Here is a 17424-nt window from a genome sequence, read left to right on the forward strand (position 1 = left end):
TAGCTCCGGAATGTGGTTGAGAAACTAGGCCCTCGGCGATGCCAGCTCCGCCAGTGCGGCCAGCAGCTGATTGACATCGGCCTCGGTGTGCGCAGCAGACAGCGCAATGCGCAGGCGGGCGGTGCCCGCAGGCACGGTGGGCGGGCGAATCGCCGGCACCCACAGGCCGCGTTGGCGCAGGCCCTCCATCAGGTCCAGCGCGGCGGCATTGCCGCCTATCACCAGCGCCTGCACCGCGGTGTGCGAGGGCAGCAGCCGCCAGCCCGTGTCTTGCAGCAAAGGCTGCAAGCCGCTGCGCAGCTGGGCGATGCGCGCCTGCAGCCGCTCGCGCAACGCACTCTCGTGCTCGATCAGCTGCAGACTGGCCTGCAGCGCCTGCGCCAGCAGGGCCGGGGCGGCCGTGGCAAAGGTGTAGCTGCGCGTTTTTTGCAGCAGCCACTCGATCAGCAACTCATGCCCGGCCACAAAAGCGCCCGACACGCCGGCCGCCTTGCTCAGCGTGGCCATGTACAGCACGCGCGGCGAGGCCTTCGCGCCGTTCAGGCCCGCAGCCGCCAGACAGCCGCGCCCCTCGGGGCCCAGCACGCCAAAGCCGTGGGCATCGTCCAGCAGCAGCAGGGCGTCGTAGCGCTCGCACAGCGTCAGCAGGCCGGGAATGTCGGCCACATTGCCGTCCATGCTGAACACCGCATCGCTCACCACCAGCTTGCGCGGCACGCTGCAGGCGGACAGCTGGCTCTCGAGCGCCGCCAGATCGCCATGCTCGAAGCGGTGGATCTGCGCACGCGACAGGCGGCAGCCGTCGATCAGGCTGGCGTGATTCAGCGCATCCGAGAAGACCGCGTCACCCGCGCCCACCAGGGCCGGAATGATGCTGGCGTTGGTCGCAAAGCCGGCATAAAAGTACAAGGCCCGGGGCAGCTGCACAAAGCGGGCCAGATCCGCCTCCAGCGCGGCATTGGCCCTGCTGTGGCCGTTGACCATGGGCGAGCCGCCCGAGCCCACGCCAAAGTCGCGCGCACCGGCGCGGGCCGCCTCCACCAGGGCCGGGTGCCGGGCCAGCCCCAGATAGTCGTTGCTGCAAAACTGCAGCATGGGCCGCCCGTCTACCGTGATGTGCGCGCCTTGCAGGGGCTCAACGGTGCGGCGGGTGCGGCGCAGCGCGGCGGCATCGAGCGCCGCCAGCTGCCGGGGAATGTCCTGCAGCCAGAAGTTGGATGCGCTGGTGTTCATTGCCACTCCTTGGGTAGCGCGACCGGGGTCAAACGCGGGTCGGGCGTGGCTTGCCACGGAATGTCGGCCAGCAGCGGAGCGCCCAAGGCTTCCATCTGGCGGCGCAGCCAATCCATGTTCTCCTCGGGCACCAGCATCTGCGGGTCGACGCGGCTGGCCACCCAGCCCGCCAGAGGCAAGCCGCTGGCGCGTACGGCCTCGGCCGTCAGCACCGCATGGTTCAAGCAGCCCAGCTTCAGCCCCACCACCAGCACCACGGGCAGTTGCAGCGCCAGCGCCAGATCGGCAATGCTGAGCGTCTCGGACAGCGGCACACGCCAGCCGCCTGCGCCTTCGACCACCACGGCGTCGGCCTGCGCGGCCAGCTGGCGGTAGGCGTCCAGAATCGGCGGCAGCGTCACTGCCACGCCCGCGCGCCGCGCGGCGATATGGGGGGACATCGGGTCGGGCAGCAGCACCGGGTTGTCCAGCGCGGCGGGCACGGCCCAGGTGGAGGCCGCGCGCAGGGCCAGCGTGTCTTCGTTGGCCCTGCCGCCCTGCCCGTCGGGCTCGGCACCTGCGGCCACGGCCTTCATGCCCACCACGCGCGGGTGGTGCCGGGCCAGCGCATGCAGCAGTGCGCAACTGGCCAGGGTCTTGCCCACACCGGTATCGGTTCCGGTCACAAAACAGCCGATCATGCTTGCACCTCCTGCGCTGGCAGCTCTGCCTCTTGTAGCAAGGTGGCGTCGAGTGCGGCGAGCGCGGCACGGCCCAGATGGGCCACGGCCGCGTCGTCCAGCACATAGGGCGGCATGCAGTACAGCGTGCGGCCTATGGGTCTCAACAGCAGACCATTATCCAGCGCCGCGGTGTGGTAACGCTGGGCAAAGTCGGGCAGCCGGGTGTCGATATCCCAGGCCCAGATCATTCCCTGCTGGCGCGCATGGCGCACCCGCGGGTGCGCCGTCAAAGGCGCGAACGCGGCGCCGATGCGTCGGGACAGCTGGCGGTTGGCGGCCAGCGTATCCAGCTGCTCGAACAGCTCCAGCGTGGCCACGGCGGCGCGGCAGGCCAGCGGGTTGCCGGTGTAGGAGTGCGAGTGCAAAAAGCCGCGCGCGGCATCGTCGTCGTAGAACGCGGCGTAGACCGCATCGGTGGTCAACACCGCCGACAGCGGCAGCGTGCCGCCGGTCAGGCCTTTGGACAGGCAGATGAAGTCCGGCATGATGCCCGCCTGCTGGTGGGCGAACAGGCTGCCGCTGCGGCCGAAACCGACGGCGATCTCATCCACCACCAGATGCACCTCGAAGCGGTCGCACAGCGCGCGGGCCAGGCGCAGGTATTCGGCGTCGTGCATGGCCATGCCGGCAGCGCATTGCACCAGCGGCTCCAGAATCAGCGCGGCCGTCTCGGCGTGGTGGGCCTGCAGCCAGGACTCCAGGCCCTCTGCGGCGCGGCGCGCCACATCGGCAGCGGTTTCGCCGGGCCGGGCCTGGCGTGCATCGGGGCTGGGCACGGTGGCCGACAGGCGCAGCAGCGGACCATAGGCATCGCGGAACAGCGCGATATCGGTGACCGACAGCGCGCCCACGGTCTCGCCGTGGTAGCCGCCGGCCAGGCCCACGAAGCGGTGCTTGGCGGGGCGCCCCTGGTTGCGCCAGTAATGCGCGCTCATCTTCAGCGCGATCTCGGTGGCCGAGGCGCCGTCGCTGCCGTAGAACGCATGGCCCAGACCCGTGAGATCGGCCAGGCGCTCGGACAGCTCCACCACGGGTGCGTGGGTAAAGCCGGCCAGCATCACATGGTCGAGGCGCTGCATCTGCTCGGCCAGTGCGGCGCGAATATGCGGGTGCGAGTGACCGAACAGATTCACCCACCAGGAGCTGATGCCGTCCAGATAGCGGCGGCCCTCGGTGTCCACCAGCCAGGGGCCGCTGGCGTGGTCGATCGCAATCGGCGGTGCGGCTTCGTGCCGCTTCATCTGGGTGCAGGGGTGCCACACATGCTGCATGCTGCGGCGGGCAAGGCAGTTGTCCATCGAAAAACTCCTGAAGGCGTGATCGCAAGTCCCCAACCACGCCGCTCGCCAAAAAGCAGGCAAAAACAGGCGTGATGGGACCTGGCCCCATGCAAGGCCATGCAATCCAAGAAATGAAGCCCCGGCGCGAACGCCGGGGAAACTCAGGCGCCGGTCCGCGTCGGCGGGACTTAGCTGGCGACGGAGGCGCGCAGCCCGTGCAGGCCCAGCTTGCGCATCAGCGTGGTGTCGGCTTCCACATCGGGGTTGCCGGTGACCAGCAGCTTGTCGCCATAGAAGATGGAGTTGGCACCGGCCATGAAGCACAGGGTCTGCACGGCCTCGCCCAGCTGCTGGCGGCCGGCCGACAGGCGCACGCGCGCCTTGGGCATGGTGATGCGGGCCACGGCGATCACGCGCACGAAATCCAGCGGGTCCACGGGTTCGCTGTCGGCCAGCGGCGTACCGGGCACGCGCACCAGGCTGTTGATGGGCACGGATTCGGGATAGGGCTCCATATTGGCCAGCTGGGCGATCAGGCCCGCGCGGTGCACGGGAGCCTCGCCCATGCCGATGATGCCGCCGCAGCAGACGCTGATGCCGGCGCCGCGCACGGCGGCCAGCGTGTCCAGCCGATCCTGGTACTGGCGGGTGCTGACCACATCCTGGTAGTACTCGGGCGCGGTATCGAGGTTGTGGTTGTAGTAGTCGAGGCCCGCTTCGCGCAGCGACTGGGCCTGGTGCGCCTGCAGCATGCCCAGCGTGGCGCAGGTCTGCAGGCCCAGGCCTTTGACCGCACCTATCAGCTCGTTCATCTTCTCGATGTCGCGGTCCTTGGGCGCGCGCCAGGCCGCGCCCATGCAAAAGCGCGTGGCCCCTGCATCCTGGGCGGCCTTGGCGGCGCGGGTGACCTCTTCCACGCTCATCAGCTTCTCGGCCTTCACCCCGGTCTCGAAATCGGCCGACTGCGGGCAATAGCCGCAGTTCTCGGGGCAGCCCCCGGTCTTGACGGACAGCAGCGTGGCCAGCTCGATCTCGCCCGCGGGCCAGTGCTCGCGGTGCACGCTCTGGGCGCGGTGCAGCAGATCCAGGAATGGCAGATCCAGCAGCTGCTGCACGGCCTCCACGGGCCAGCGCGGCGCTGGCGCCGCGCCCGGTGCGGGCTTGGCCGGCGCATGCCAGTGCATGGTCTGGCTGCTGCAGCCGGCGTCGACGGAGCGGTCTTGGGACTCGGTATGGGACATGACGGTCTCTCCTCAATCGGGGGAATGCCGCGCATTTTGGTCAAAAAAATCAGGGATTTACAGAGCGAACATGCAAATAGTTGGCTTGTCCGAAGTTGCCAAATGAAGCGCTATTTTTGACAGCAATATCAAAGAAGTTACCGCATTTTCAAATCCCGTTGAAGGCAGCCGCGACTAACTTTGACCAAACCCACGCCATATGCGGCTATTTCAGATCATCGCCCTCCTCAACCTTCTAAAAATTAGACATCGAAGACAGACGATGAAGACATGAAATCCGTGACTCCAGGGATTTTGAGCGGCGAAGGCGCTTGCAGCGGGAGAAAATAGTTCGCTGCGGCCAGCCTCTGCACCCCAATTGGCCGATTTAATCCCGTCGAATTTCTTGGGGTATTGGGTGCGGGCACCAAAAAGCCGCAGCGCCGGCCGCTGCGGCTCTTCGGCCGACCCGCCTAGAACGCGTGGGCCATTCCCACGCCGAACGCGGTCCCCGAGTCCGCGCCATGGGCATAGCTCTTGCGGCCCAGGCTTGCATACAGGGTGCTGCGCTTGGACAGCGCATAGTCTGCGCCCACAGAGTAGAAATGATTGCTCTGCTGCTGCAGGCGCTGGCGGCCGTAGCCGGCCTTCAAGGTGGTGGACCCCATCTGGTAGCTGGCTCCCAGCGTCACGGCCCTGGCCGAGAGCGCGCTCTCGGCCACCCGGGTGTAATCCCAGGCCGCCATGAGCGCCGCCGCGCCAAAGCGGTATTTGGCGGCCGCGAACGTGTCCTTGTCGCCGCTGCCGTTGCGCTCGAAGGCCAGCATGCCGCTCAGGCTCGCTGAGTCATAGTTGAGCGAAGCCGAATAGCCACGTCCTTCGCGGCGCGGGCTGCCCGGCGCCTGGCTGCGCTGCGGCGATGCGCTCAGGTGCAGCGCAAAGCCGGCCACGGAAGGCGAGTCATAGAAGATGCCGTTGGCCATGCGCCCGTATTCGGCCGCGCCGTTGTTGCTGTAGCGGTCCGTGGGCGTGAGCCCATGCCACTGGTACCAGGCCGGCGAGGCAATGCGGTTGAAGTTGGCCCAGGGGTCGAACTTCCAGTCCTGCGACCACATGGCCGACAGGGCCCGGCCCAGGCGCAGATGGCCGAAGCTCCCTTGCAGGCCCACGGTGGACTCGTCGTGCCAGAAGGGCTTGGAGCCCTGGTCCTCCATCCGTCCGCTATCCACATCGAAACGGGCGCTGAGGCGGAAAGTGGCCTGGAGGCCGCAGCCCAGGTCTTCCCGGCCCGCGATGGCCAGGTTGCTGCGTTGAATGGTGCCGAGACGGGCCGTGCCTTCAAAGCCTCTATAGATGCCACCATCCAGCAGGCCGCCGATCTCGACCTTGGATTGGGCCGCGGCGGGTAGGGCCGCTGACAGAAGTGTGAAACATGTGGAACAAGCAAAGCCAATACGCCAGCGCATGCCGGTAGTTCTCCTTGAATTGTGAAGTCGCTCCAGCACCAGGCCGGGATGAGCGGGGCTGGAGACTGGAAAGGTCGTGGACCTGCGGGAGGATGAGGACAGGCAGCCGGGCCAAGCCCGCTGCGTCGAGGACAGCCGGAATGCGTGCTGGCAGCGTGGCTGCCCATTCCGGCCTGAAGCCGCCTGCGCAAAAAACAGGCAACTGCGGGCATTATGAAAGCCGTGCCGGACCTGGTCCAGCCCCGCGTCAGCTTGGTTCAGCCGCTGCGCGCAACGCCGGTGGCGGCCCAGATGCGGTTCATCTCGCTGCAGAACGGCTGGGCGCAGGGCGCCAACCCCTGGTACTGGCAGCCCTCGGTGGCGCACAGATGCGAACGGTGCTCGCCGCCGCGGCGCTGCAGGGGCAGGGCATTGGCGGCCTGCGCGGCCGCCATCAGCAGCCAGGGATCGCTTTTGTTCTGCAGCAGCTGCTGCACTTCCTGGGCCAGCGCCGGTGCCGGCGCGAACAGCGGCAGGCCGGCGCTGCCGGGCGCCACGGTCGTGGCGCTGTCGACATGCGCAGCCCCCACGGGAGCGGACTGGAATTCCAGCCACAGCAGCGCGCTGGTGCGCGCGGCGGCCGGGTTGCCCTGGGGCTGCAAGACCAGGGCGACGGGGCCGGAGGCCGGCAGCGGCGTGCTGTCCGGCCAGGGCAGGCGCAAGGCCGGGGCCGCCGCCTGGGGCGAACCGCCCGCGGGCGCTGCGCCCCCCATGGACTGAGCCCAGGCCACGGGCACCTGCAAGGTCAGGGTGAAACCGCGCTCGCCCTGGGGCGTGAGCACCGTGCCTTGCTGCACCCACCAGTTCTGCAGCGGCGGCATGGCGGGTGCGGCGCTGGCCGTGGCGGAGGATGCAGCGGCTGGTGTGGCCGCGGCCTGCAGTGCCGCCGCCAGCGTGGGCGACAGTGCTGCGGCGGTGCGCAGCGCCGAGGCCTGGGCATTGCCCGGCTGGGAGCCCTGCGCCTGGGCCTGGGCCAGCGCCTGTATCAGTGCGGCGGAACCGGGCTGGGCCGCCAGCATCTGCAGCGGCTGGCCCTGCACGGCGACCTGCAGCAGCAGGGTCTGCAGCCATTGCTGCAGCGGTGCGGAAACGCCTTGTGCGGGCCAGGCCGGAGCCAGGGGCTGGCCGGGGGCCTGAGCCTGCACCTGCAGCGCGAGCTGGGCGATCAGTTGTTCGAAGGCCTGCAGTCGCAGCTCCTGCAACGCCTGGGCCGACCATTGGATGCTGGTGGCCGGCGGCATGGCAGCAGGGGCGGGAGCCGCCGCAGGTACGGCCGCTGCCGGCGGCACCGTGCCCACCGCGGCGGTGGCGGGCTGGGCCGGATCGGGCACATTTCCCAACCCGGCCGGCAGTGCTGTCGTGGAAGGAATGGGGGTGCTCATATCAAAAAAGGCCCCCATGCCTGTTCGCTACGCCTGGCCGCCGCCCCTTGGCCGGCCGCCTCGCGAGAGGGCAGCTTTTTGCCCAGGGACGGTGCGGCAACAAAAAAGGAGCTGCTTGCACTTGTCCCGCCTAGGTTGGATGCCGATTCGACGAGGAACTCAGGCCGTGGCCGGGTAGAACAGCCGGCGTGCTGGCGTGCTCTGCACCGCCTTGGCGATCGCGCCTATATGGTCGGGCGTGGTGCCGCAGCAGCCGCCCACGATATTGACCAGGCCTTCGGCCGCGAACTCGTGCACCAGGCGGCTGGTGATCTCGGGCGTCTCGTCGAAGCCGGTGTCGCTCATGGGGTTGGGCAGGCCGGCATTGGGGTAGCAGCTGATGAAGGTGTCGGGCGCGGCCTTGGTCAGCTCCTGCACATAGGGGCGCATCAGGGTCGCGCCCAGCGCGCAGTTCAGGCCTATGGACAGCGGATTCGCATGGCGCACGCTGTGCCAGAAGGCCGTCACCGTCTGGCCCGAGAGAATGCGGCCCGAGGCATCGGTCACCGTGCCGCTGATCATGATGGGCAGAGTCTCGCCGGTCTGCTCGAAAGCCTCGTCGACCGCAAACAGCGCGGCCTTGGCGTTGAGCGTGTCGAAGATGGTCTCGACCAGGATCACGTCGGCCCCGCCTTCGATCAGGGCCAGGGTCTGCTCCAGATAGGCCTGGCGCAGCTGCTCGAAAGTGATGTTGCGCGCGCCCGGGTCGTTCACATCGGGGCTGATGGAGGCCGTCTTGGGCGTGGGGCCCAGGGCGCCGGCCACATAGCGCGGATGATCGGGCGTGCTGTACTTGTCGCAGGCAGCGCGCGCCAGCCGCGCGCTCTGGAGGTTCATCTCATAGGCCAGATCGGCCATGTGATAGTCCTCCTGCGCAATCGTGGTCGCGCCGAAGGTATTGGTCTCGATCAGATCGGCGCCCGCGGCCAGATACTTCTCGTGGATGTCGCGGATCACGTCGGGGCGGGTCAGCGACAGCAGCTCGTTATTGCCCTTGACGTCGTAGCCGAAGTCCTTGAAGCGCTCGCCAGCGCCGCCGGGACCTGCATAGCCTTCGCCGCGGTACTGGGCCTCGCCCAGCTTGAAGCGCTGGATCATGGTGCCCATGGCACCGTCGAGGATCACAAGGCGCTTGGCAAGAGTGGCGGGCAGTGCTTGGGCGCGGGTATAGGCGGGAAGGGTATGCGGCTGGCTCATAGTCTGCCATTGTAGGAAAGTCGGGCCGGCCCAGGCCCCAGGCTTTGGCTAATCCGGCCATGCCCAAGGTGATCGGCAGCGTCCGGGCTCCCTCAGGCCGCGGGATAGCGCACCCTGGCCATGCGGAAAGTCAGGTTCCAGCGTTCGTCGCCCAGCAGATGGTGGTGCCCGTCCTTGAGCGGGCTGACGCCGTGGTAGGTCAGGCGCGTGCGCCCGCCCCAGACCAGCACATCGCCATGCATCAGGAGCATGCGTTTGACGGGGTCCTTGCGCGCCAGTCCGCCCCAGAGAAAGGTACAGGGCAGGCCCAGCGAGACCGAGACTATAGGGGCCGTGAAATCGGCTTCGTCCTCGTCGCGATGCAGCGTGAGCTTGGCGCCGGGGCGGTAGCGGTTGATCAGGCAGACGTCGGGCGCAAAGCCCGGATACAGGGCCTTGGCGGCGGCCGCAATCGCCTGGTTCCGGAGAAACGGCGGCATGGCCGGCCAGGGCAGTCCGGACAAGGGGTCTGTGCCGCTGTAGCGATAGCCTTTGGCATCCGACACCCAGCCCCAGCTGCCGCAGTTGGTCATGGCCACCGACATGCGCGCGCCGCCGGGCAGGTCCATCACACGAAACGGCGCGCCCGCCTGCAGCGCCTGCACCTCGGCCACCCAGCGGCCGGCCAGGCCGGCCGCAAAGCCGCGCAGCAGCACGGCTCCGTCATCGATGATTTCGGGAGCCGAGGCCGGGGTTTCGAAAAGCGGCAGCGTCATGGCTGCCCATCATAGGCGTGCCATGCGGCGCCGGCTCAGGCCCGGCCGCGCGCGAAGTCCAGCGCGGCCTGCAGCATGGCGGCAAGCGTGGGCTTGATCCGGTCCGCCACCTCGGGCAGATAGTCGAAAGGCATGTGCTCCTGCATATAGCTGGACTGCGTCATCTCCAGCTGCACGGCGTGGAAGCCCTGTTCGGGCCGGCCGTACTGGCGCGTGATGTAGCCGCCCTTGAAGCGGCCGTTGAGCACGCTGGTATGGGCCGGCGCCCGGCCGGCGATCTCCAGCAGCTTAAGGGCCAGCGCGGGATCGCAGCTCTTGCCGTCGGCCGTGCCCAGGTTGAGGTCGGGCAGCTTGCCTTCGAAGAAGCGCGGCAGCACCGAGCGGATGCTGTGTGCGTCCCAGAGCATGGCCGTGCCGTGCTGGCTCTGGATGCGGTCCAGCTCGGCGCGCAGCTGGCCGTGATAGGGCTGCCAGTAAGCCTCGCGGCGGCGCGCGATCTCGGCTTCGTCGGGCTCGTCGTCCTTGCTCGCATACAGCGGCGTGTCGGCGAAGGTGTCGACGGGACACAGGCCGGTCACGCTCTGGCCCGGATAGAGGCTGGCGCCGTCGGGCGGACGGTTGAGGTCGATCACATAGCGCGAATGCGTGGCCACGAGGATGGACGCGCCCAGCTCCTTGGCAAAGTCATAGAGCCGCGGCATATGCCAGTCCGTGTCATGGACTTCGCGGCCTTCGGGCCTGAGCCTGGCCGCAATCTCGGCGGGCACATGGGTGCCGGTATGCGGCATGGAAATCAGCAGCGGCGCCGTGCCCTGATGGAAGATGAACGGCGGGATGGATGGGCTCATGGAGCGTCTCTCTTCTTTCGGAAAACTGTCTGGGACTGGTGCGGATCCGCGCCAGCCGTCTCTCAAATGTTCTGCAGCAAGGCCTTGCGGGCCTTGACGAAAGCCTGCTGCACGGCTTCGTGCTGCGCATGGCGGCCGGCCTGCACGCGCTGCTTGCCGCCAACCCAGACATCGGAGATCGCCGAGGTACGGTGGCTCGCAAACACATGGCTCGCATGGGCGCTTTCGGGCGGCAGTCCGGCCAGTGCCACATGGCTGGCGTCCAGCACCACGAAATCGGCCTGCTGGCCCATGGCCAGGCCCGCCACCGTCCCGGCAGCCACGCGGCCCGAGGCCTGGGCGCCGCCGGCCACGGCCTGCAGCGTCATGGCGGTCGCCACCTGGGGCTGGGCGCTGCCGCCCAGTACATTGCGCTGGCGCAGATTCAGGCGCTGGCTGTACTCCAGCATCAGCAGCTCCTCGGCCGCATTCACCGTGGCATGGCTGTCCGAGCCCACGCCCCAGCGGCCGCCGTGCTTCAGCCACAGCGGCATGTCGAAAATGCCGTCGCCCAGATTGGCCTCGGTCGTGGGGCAGATGCCGGCCACGGCGCCGCTCTTGGCTGCGCTCGCGTATTCCTCGGGTGTCATATGGGTGGCATGGATCAGGCACCAGCGCGGGTCGACGGGAGCATGCTCCATCAGCCATTGCACGGGGCGCTGGCCGCTCCAGGCCAGGCAGTCATCGACCTCCTGGGTCTGTTCGGCAATATGGATGTGCACGGGCGCCTGGGGCAGCATGGCGTGCAGACCGGCCACGGCGGCCTTGAGGCTGTCGGGCGGCACGGCGCGCAGCGAGTGCGGAGCCAGGCCCAGCACGGCTTTCTGCGCTTTTGTGGCGGGCGTCAGGCGCTGCAGCAGAGAGAGCATATTGTCCGTGCTGCGGATGAAGCGCGCCTGGTCCTCGCGCGGCGGCTTGCCGCCGAAGCCACTGGTCTGGTAGAGCACGGGCAGCAGCGTCATGCCCATGCCGGTCTTTTCGGCCGCACGCAGCAGGGCCAGCGACAGCGTGGCGTCGTCGGCATAGGGCTTGCCGCCCACATCGTGGTGCACATAGTGGAACTCGCAGACCGAGGTATAGCCGGCCTCCAGCATCTCCAGATACAGCCAGGTCGCGATCGCTTCCAGCGCCTCGGGCGTCATGCGGTTGGCAAAGCCGTACATCAGATTGCGCCAGCTCCAGAAGCTGTCCTGCGCCTGGCCGCGGAACTCGGTCAGCCCGCCGAAGGCGCGCTGAAACGCGTGCGAGTGCAGATTCGGCATGCCGGGAATCACCGGGCCGGCGGCACGGATGGCCGTGTCGACCTCGCCGGCCTCGCCGCTTTGCGGATCCACATCGGTGAGCACCTCGGCCAGGCGGCCGTTCTCGTCCCAGCTCAGCAGGACGTTGCGCGCCCATCCCGTGGGCAGCAGGGCGTCGTCGGCAAACAATGTGCCGCTGGAGGAAGAAGATTGCATGGTCATTTCGAAGTGCCTGAAGGAGATGAAGCAAAACGGTGGGCGCGGGCCGCAAGCCCCAGCGCTGCCGCAGCCAGCAAGGCCAGCGCGGCGCTGACCAGGATGGCCAGGGTGTAGCCGCCGGTGCGGTCGAACACCCAGCCGGACGCACTGGCGCCGATGACGGCCGCCAGCCCCACGCTGATGTACAGAATGCCCAAAATGGCACCCAGCCGCAAGGTGCCGAACCAATGGGCGGCCACGGCGGGAAACAGGGCGATGCAGCCGCCGTGCGCGGCGCCGAACAGCACCGCAAATAGCGCCAGCGCGGCCCAGCCATGGGCCTGCCACCACAGCAGGTGCAACAGGGCCAGCAGGATGCTGAGACCTGTGAGCAGGCGCAGCGCGCCCAGCCTGTCGCCCAGGCTGCCCAGCAGCGGGCGGCCCAGCACATTGCCGGCGCCTATCAGGGCGATCAGCAGCTGGCTGGACGTGGCATCGATGCCCAGGCCCTGGGCCATGGGCGCGATATGCACCAGGGCCGCAAACAGGCTCACCGAGGCCAGGAGAATGGCCAGGAAAAGCCACCAGAAGCCGCCGCTGCGCAAAGCCTGGGACAGCTCCATGCCCCGGGCCTGAGCGCCGGACTGGGCGCCATGCGGATCGCCGTCGGGCGCCAGGCCCAGCTGCGCGGGCTGGCCGACGATGGACAGCACGGCGGGCAGGCCCAGCAGCAGAATCGCCAGCGCAAACCACTGCATGGCGATCTGCCAGCTCTGTTGCTCCAGCAGCCAGCCCGCAAACAGCGGTGCGGCAAAAGTGCCGACTCCCGTGCCGGCCGAGGCCAGACCCGAGGCGCGGCTGCGCAGCCGCACGAACCAGCGCTGCACGGCCACCACGGCCGGCACGTAGATCAGGCCCACGCCGCAGCCCACGAACAGGCCGAAAACCACGAATAGCTGCGGCAAGGATGTGGCCCGGCTGGCCAGCGCAAACCCCGTGGCCAGCAGCAGGATCCCGGCGCCGGTCACGCGGCGCAGGCCTATGCGGTCGGCCAGGGGGCCGGCGATGGCACCCACGCAGTAGTACAGCAGGGCCGTCACCGCAAACAGCGAGCCCACGGAAAAGCGCCCCGCATCGAACTGCGTCTGGATGCTCTTGAAAAAAGCGCCAAAGGAATAAGCCGCACCGAAGGCCAGGGCCAGCAGCCCATGGGCCGCCGCAACAACAGTCCAGCCGCGGAACAGCTTCATGGCTCAGGCCTCCATCGCGGCCAGCAGGGCCTGGACAAAGCGCGCGTTGTCCTGCTCGGTGCCTATGGAGACGCGCAGGAAATGCTCGAAACCCGGCTCCTTCCAGGGCTTGATGATCACGCCCTGGCGCAGCAGCGCCTCGGTCACGGGGCCGTTGGGCCGGCCTATGTCGAGGAACAGGAAATTGGCCACCGAGGGGGCGATGCGCAGGCCCTGCAGCGGACCGCCGGGCGCGGCCAGGGTCTGCAGCTCGTGGCGCAGCGCCTCGCGCAGTGCCACCGTGGTCGCGACGCCCGAGCGCATGTGCGTGGGATCGCTCCAGGCCGCCAGCGCCGCGCGCTGGGCCGCCAGATTCACGTTGAAGGGCGAACGCACCTTGTCCAGCAGGTGCACGAAAGCGGCGCTGTCGGCCATGCCATAGCCAACGCGCAGGCCGGCCAGGCCCCAGGCCTTGGAGAAGGTGCGCAGCACGATCCACGGGCCCTGGCGTGCGGCCAGCATGGCCAGCACGTCGGGGTAGTCCTCGTCATGCAGCGCGTATTCGTAATAGGCCTCGTCCACCACCAGGATGGTGCTGCCGGGCGTGGCCTCCAGCACGCGCGCAAACTGCGCCACGTCCATCATGCAGCCCACGGGGTTGGACGGGTTGGGCAAAAAGGCGATCTTGGGCGCCTTGGCCATGGCCGCGCACCAGGCGTCGATGTCGAAGCCCAGTTCGGCGTCGAGCTCGAGCAACTGCACCTGCGCGCCCATCATCTTTGGATAGATCTCGTGCAGGCCGAACACGGGGCGCTGGGTCACGACCAGATCGCCGGGCGAGAGAAACACCTCGCAGAGGATCTTGATCAGGTCTTCCGAGCCGTTGCCGAACACCAGGCGGTCGGCGGCCATGCCGCTGCGCTCGGCAATCGCCTGGCGCAGTGCCGTGCAGTGGGCGTCGGGGTAGTTGCCCACCGCGTCGGCCACGCCGGCCAGGGCCTGGCGCACGGCGGGGCTGACGCCGAACGGGTTTTCGTTGCTGGCCAGGCGCGCGATGTCGGTGACGCCGTAGCGCGCGCGCACGGCCTCGTTGGACAGGCCTGCGTTGTAGGCGGGCAAAGGACGCGCTTCGGGGCGCGCCAGCGTGGCGATAGGAGAGTGGGTCAAAGAGTCAGTCATCAGTCGAAAACCTTTCCTGGATTCATCAGGCCCAAAGGGTCCAGCGCCTGCTTGATGGAGCGCATCACGGCCAGCTCCTGCGGCGTGCGGCTGGCCTGCAGATAGGGCTTTTTGTGCAGGCCTATGCCGTGCTCGGCCGAGACGCTGCCCTGGAATTCGCCCACCAGGCGGTAGAGCTCGGCTTCCACGGCCTCGCATTCGCCGCCCACGGTCTTGCCGTCCACCGAGACATGCAGATTGCCGTCGCCCACATGGCCGAAGTACAGCGCATGCTTGCCGGGCCAGCGCGCGCTGAACGCGGCTTCGCAGGCCTGCGCAAACCGGCCTATGTCGGCCTGGGGCAGGCTCACGTCGAAGTTGATGGCCGGGTGCATGTTGTTGTTGAGCTCGGCCGGCGCCTCGCGCAGCTTCCATAGGGTCTGCGCCTGAGCCACGGACTGGGCGACGATGGCGTCCAGCACTTCGCCGGCCTCCATGGCTTCCTCGAGCACCTGCTGCACGTCGCCCTGCAGCTGGGATTCGTTCTTGCCGTCCACATTGATCAGCGCCAGCAGCGGATGGCTTTCGGCGAACGGCGCACCGAGCTTGAGCCAGGACAGCGAGGCCTGCACAAAGCTGTCCCACATCAGCTCGTAGGCCGCCACGCTGTTGCCGAAGCGCGATTGCATGCGCTTGAGTACGGCCAGGGCCGCGTCGAAATCGGGCATGGCCACCAGCGTGGTGGCCGTGGCCTGGGGCGCGGGGCGCAGGCGCAAGAGCACGCGCGTGACCACGCCCAGCGTGCCCTCGGCGCCGATGAAGAACTGCTTGAGGTCGTAGCCCGTGTTGTTCTTGATCATGGGCCGCAGCATGGGCAGCACCGTGCCGTCGGCCAGCACCGCCTCCAGGCCCAGCAACTGCTCGCGCATCATGCCATGCTGCAGCACGCCGTTGCCGCCGGCATTGGTGGCGACATTGCCGCCGATCTGGCAGCTGCCGCGCGCGCCCAGGTCCACGCCGAAGACCATGCCCGCGGCCACGGCCGCTTCCTGCACGGCCTGCAGCGTGACGCCGGCCTGCACCTGCATCAGGCCGGCGCGGGTGTCGGTGCTCTCGATGGTATTCATGCGCTCCAGCGACAGCGCGATGGCGCCCTGGCTGGGTACGGCGGCGCCGGCCAGGCCCGTGAGCCCGCCCTGGGGCACGACGGCCACCTTGTGCGCCGTGCACAGGCGCAGCACCGCGCTGACCTCCTGCGTGCTGCGCGGGCGCACCAGGGCCAGGGGGCGCTGCGGCGGCGTGCCGCTCCAGTCCGTGTGGTAGCGCTCGGGCACGTCGGCGCCGCGCTGCGCCACATCGGCGCCCAGGGTGGAGATCAGTTCATCGAGAAATTGTTCGTGTGACATCGGCAGCCTTTCAGGCTCCCCGTGCTCAGCCGCCGGTCCGGGCGATCCGGCCCTGGCGTACCACGGTGCAATCGGGCTTGTGGCCGAACCAGTAGGCCAGCTCGGCCGCATGGCGCACCGGCCACAGCACGAAGTTGGCAGGCCGGCCCGCGGCGATCAGGCCCTGCTCGTGCTGCAGGCCCAGGGCCAGCGCCGCATGGCGGGTGATGCCGGCCAGGGCCTCGGGCACCGTGAGCCTGAACAGCGTGCAAGCCATATTGGCCATGAGCAGCAGGCTCAGAGCCGGGGAGGTACCCGGATTGTGATCCGTGGAAACGGCCATCGGAACCTTGGCGGCCCTCAAACCGTCGATAGGCGGCAGCTTTGTGTCGCGCAGCGTGTAGAAGGCGCCGGGCAGCAGCACGGCCACGGTGCCCGCATCCCGCATGGCGGCGATGCCGTTCTCGGACAGATGCTCGATATGGTCGCAGGACAGAGCGCCATAGCGCGCGGCCAGCGCCGCGCCTTCCATGTTCGACAGCTGCTCGGCATGCAGCTTCACGGGCAGGCCCAGCGCCTGCGCGGCCTGGAACACCTGTTCGGTCTCGGCCAGCGAAAACGCGATGCGCTCGCAGAACACGTCCACGGCGTCGATCAGGCCTTCGGCGGCCAGCGCGGGCATGATGTCGCGGCAGACTAGGTCTATGTAATCCTGGCTGCGGCCCGCGTACTCGGGCGGCAGCGCATGAGCGCCGAGAAAGGTGGTGCGCACGGTCACGCCGCGCAGCTCGGCGAGGCGGCGCGCCACGCGCAGCTGCTTGCGCTCGTGCTCCAGCGACAAGCCGTAGCCCGATTTGATCTCGATGGCGGTCACGCCCTCGGCCAGCAGCTGATCCAGGCGCGGCAAGGCCTGGGCGATCAGCTCTTCCTCGGAAGCTTCGCGCGTGGCCTTGACGCTGGAGACGATGCCGCCGCCGGCCCGCGCCACTTCTTCGTAGGTCGCGCCGGCCAGGCGCATGGCGAATTCGTTGGCGCGCTCGCCGCCATAGACCAGGTGGGTGTGGCAGTCGACCAGGCCCGGCGTGGCCAGGCGTGCGCCGCCCTCATGGGCGGGCAGGCCCGCGTAGACGGCGGGAACCTTATCCTGCGGACCCACCCAGACGATGCGGCCCTGCTGCACCACGATGCAGGCCGGCAGCCCCTCGGCGACAGGCACATCGGCCGCGAACAGCTCGGGCGCCAGACGCAGATTGAGCCAGCGCCCGTCGGCGGAAGTGTGAGGCTTTGCGGCTTGCGTCATGGCATGGGTTCCTTTGAATGATTCTCTGATTCGATAGCTTCTTGCGCTTGCTGGGCAGTGGTTTCAATATGAATTCATATCGGATGACCTATGTATCGCGCGTCAGAAGCTCTTGTTTAGATAGCAGCCTATGCGGGGTGCAGGCTCACCAGCACCAGCCGGCTGTGTGCATCGCCGGGCAGCAAAGGCTCGGCATCCTCGGCAGCGTCCCACCACAGGCCCTGGCCGGCCTGCAGCACGGTCCGGCCCTGGGCAAAGCCGCCCTGCAACACCAGGCACAGGCCCGCGGCGCTGCGACCCGGCTGGACCACGGCGTCATGAATGCTCACCTCGGCCGACCAATGGCCGCGCCGCGTCATGACGTTGAAATCGGTGGACGTGCCGCCCAGCAGGCTGCAGTCCAGCGCCGCATCGCCCGAAAACGCAAACGGCTGCCAGCGCTGCTGCAGCGCATGGTCTATGCCCGCCGCTGCGCTGACCAGCTGCACCCCGTCGCCGTCCAGCAGCATGATCTGTCGGTCTATGCCCGGAAATGCCGAAAACGGCCCGGCCTGGGCGATCGTGGCCACGCTGATGCGCCAGCCGAAGCTGTCCATGCCCGCGCCCTGCGGCCAGCAGGCAATCTCGCGCGTGCTGCCGCCCCCGTTCTTCCAGGGGCTGTGGGGAATCTGGTTCAGATCAAAACGTTGCATG

Annotated in this window: 15 protein-coding genes; all 15 read right to left on the reverse strand. The window is 68.3% G+C overall.

The window, feature by feature from the left end:
- Positions 1–24: 24 nt before the first annotated feature.
- Positions 25–1233: an 8-amino-7-oxononanoate synthase gene (gene bioF / locus AB6724_RS08030; RefSeq protein WP_369337990.1), complete on the reverse strand. Its 1209-nt coding sequence runs from the start codon at positions 1231–1233 to the stop codon at positions 25–27.
- Positions 1230–1913 (reverse strand): dethiobiotin synthase, encoded by a 684-nt coding sequence (bioD, locus tag AB6724_RS08035; RefSeq protein WP_369337991.1) that lies wholly within the window; start codon positions 1911–1913, stop codon positions 1230–1232. Before bioD ends, bioF begins: the two co-directional genes overlap by 4 nt.
- Positions 1910–3253 (reverse strand): adenosylmethionine--8-amino-7-oxononanoate transaminase, encoded by a 1344-nt coding sequence (bioA, locus tag AB6724_RS08040; RefSeq protein WP_369337992.1) that lies wholly within the window; start codon positions 3251–3253, stop codon positions 1910–1912. The genes bioD and bioA overlap by 4 nt, the downstream gene beginning before the upstream one ends.
- A 170-nt stretch (positions 3254–3423) precedes the next feature.
- On the reverse strand, positions 3424–4419 hold the full coding sequence (gene bioB, locus AB6724_RS08045; protein WP_369338129.1) for a biotin synthase BioB: 996 nt from the start codon (positions 4417–4419) through the stop codon (positions 3424–3426).
- A gap of 509 nt (positions 4420–4928) precedes the next feature.
- Positions 4929–5921, reverse strand: coding sequence for a porin (locus tag AB6724_RS08050; protein ID WP_369337993.1), 993 nt, complete (start codon positions 5919–5921; stop codon positions 4929–4931).
- 257 nt (positions 5922–6178) lie between these two features.
- Positions 6179–7342, reverse strand: a complete 1164-nt coding sequence (locus AB6724_RS08055; RefSeq protein ID WP_369337994.1) for a Fe-S oxidoreductase — start codon at positions 7340–7342, stop codon at positions 6179–6181.
- Between the two features lie 159 nt (positions 7343–7501).
- On the reverse strand, positions 7502–8578 hold the full coding sequence (locus AB6724_RS08060) for a homocysteine S-methyltransferase family protein (protein ID WP_369337995.1): 1077 nt from the start codon (positions 8576–8578) through the stop codon (positions 7502–7504).
- Between the two features lie 92 nt (positions 8579–8670).
- Complete coding sequence (gene alkB, locus AB6724_RS08065; protein WP_369337996.1) at positions 8671–9333, reverse strand: DNA oxidative demethylase AlkB; 663 nt, start codon at positions 9331–9333, stop codon at positions 8671–8673.
- A 35-nt stretch (positions 9334–9368) separates the two neighbouring features.
- The gene (gene hutG, locus AB6724_RS08070; protein WP_369337997.1) at positions 9369–10181 is read right to left on the reverse strand and encodes an N-formylglutamate deformylase; all 813 of its coding nucleotides are present in this window, start codon (positions 10179–10181) and stop codon (positions 9369–9371) included.
- Positions 10182–10243: 62 nt separating this feature from the next.
- Positions 10244–11683 carry a formimidoylglutamate deiminase gene (locus AB6724_RS08075; protein WP_369337998.1) on the reverse strand — a complete coding sequence of 480 codons (1440 nt, stop codon included), beginning with the start codon at positions 11681–11683 and terminating at the stop codon, positions 10244–10246.
- Complete coding sequence (locus AB6724_RS08080) at positions 11680–12909, reverse strand: MFS transporter (protein ID WP_369337999.1); 1230 nt, start codon at positions 12907–12909, stop codon at positions 11680–11682. The genes AB6724_RS08075 and AB6724_RS08080 overlap by 4 nt, the downstream gene beginning before the upstream one ends.
- Positions 12910–12912: 3 nt before the next feature.
- Entirely contained in the window at positions 12913–14067 is a 1155-nt protein-coding gene (locus AB6724_RS08085) for a histidinol-phosphate transaminase (protein WP_369338000.1), read from the reverse strand.
- The gene (locus AB6724_RS08090) at positions 14067–15452 is read right to left on the reverse strand and encodes an FAD-binding oxidoreductase (RefSeq protein WP_369338001.1); all 1386 of its coding nucleotides are present in this window, start codon (positions 15450–15452) and stop codon (positions 14067–14069) included. Before AB6724_RS08090 ends, AB6724_RS08085 begins: the two co-directional genes overlap by 1 nt.
- Positions 15453–15477: 25 nt before the next feature.
- On the reverse strand, positions 15478–16731 hold the full coding sequence (hutI, locus tag AB6724_RS08095; protein WP_369338002.1) for an imidazolonepropionase: 1254 nt from the start codon (positions 16729–16731) through the stop codon (positions 15478–15480).
- Positions 16732–16859: 128 nt separating this feature from the next.
- Positions 16860–17423 (reverse strand): HutD/Ves family protein, encoded by a 564-nt coding sequence (locus AB6724_RS08100; protein WP_369338003.1) that lies wholly within the window; start codon positions 17421–17423, stop codon positions 16860–16862.
- Between the last annotated feature and the right edge of the window lies 1 nt (position 17424).

The organism is Comamonas guangdongensis (assembly GCF_041079535.1).
GTDB classification, from domain to species: domain Bacteria; phylum Pseudomonadota; class Gammaproteobacteria; order Burkholderiales; family Burkholderiaceae_C; genus Comamonas; species Comamonas guangdongensis.

Coding starts and splice junctions, on each gene's coding strand:
- bioF (WP_369337990.1), bottom strand. CDS start 1,233: ATGAACACCAGCGCATCCAACTTCTGGCTGCAGGACATTCCCCGGCAG.
- bioD (WP_369337991.1), bottom strand. CDS start 1,913: ATGATCGGCTGTTTTGTGACCGGAACCGATACCGGTGTGGGCAAGACC.
- bioA (WP_369337992.1), bottom strand. CDS start 3,253: ATGGACAACTGCCTTGCCCGCCGCAGCATGCAGCATGTGTGGCACCCC.
- bioB (WP_369338129.1), bottom strand. CDS start 4,419: ATGCACTGGCATGCGCCGGCCAAGCCCGCACCGGGCGCGGCGCCAGCG.
- AB6724_RS08050 (WP_369337993.1), bottom strand. CDS start 5,921: ATGCGCTGGCGTATTGGCTTTGCTTGTTCCACATGTTTCACACTTCTG.
- AB6724_RS08055 (WP_369337994.1), bottom strand. CDS start 7,342: ATGAGCACCCCCATTCCTTCCACGACAGCACTGCCGGCCGGGTTGGGA.
- AB6724_RS08060 (WP_369337995.1), bottom strand. CDS start 8,578: ATGAGCCAGCCGCATACCCTTCCCGCCTATACCCGCGCCCAAGCACTG.
- alkB (WP_369337996.1), bottom strand. CDS start 9,333: ATGACGCTGCCGCTTTTCGAAACCCCGGCCTCGGCTCCCGAAATCATC.
- hutG (WP_369337997.1), bottom strand. CDS start 10,181: ATGAGCCCATCCATCCCGCCGTTCATCTTCCATCAGGGCACGGCGCCG.
- AB6724_RS08075 (WP_369337998.1), bottom strand. CDS start 11,683: ATGACCATGCAATCTTCTTCCTCCAGCGGCACATTGTTTGCCGACGAC.
- AB6724_RS08080 (WP_369337999.1), bottom strand. CDS start 12,909: ATGAAGCTGTTCCGCGGCTGGACTGTTGTTGCGGCGGCCCATGGGCTG.
- AB6724_RS08085 (WP_369338000.1), bottom strand. CDS start 14,067: ATGACTGACTCTTTGACCCACTCTCCTATCGCCACGCTGGCGCGCCCC.
- AB6724_RS08090 (WP_369338001.1), bottom strand. CDS start 15,452: ATGTCACACGAACAATTTCTCGATGAACTGATCTCCACCCTGGGCGCC.
- hutI (WP_369338002.1), bottom strand. CDS start 16,731: ATGACGCAAGCCGCAAAGCCTCACACTTCCGCCGACGGGCGCTGGCTC.
- AB6724_RS08100 (WP_369338003.1), bottom strand. CDS start 17,423: ATGCAACGTTTTGATCTGAACCAGATTCCCCACAGCCCCTGGAAGAAC.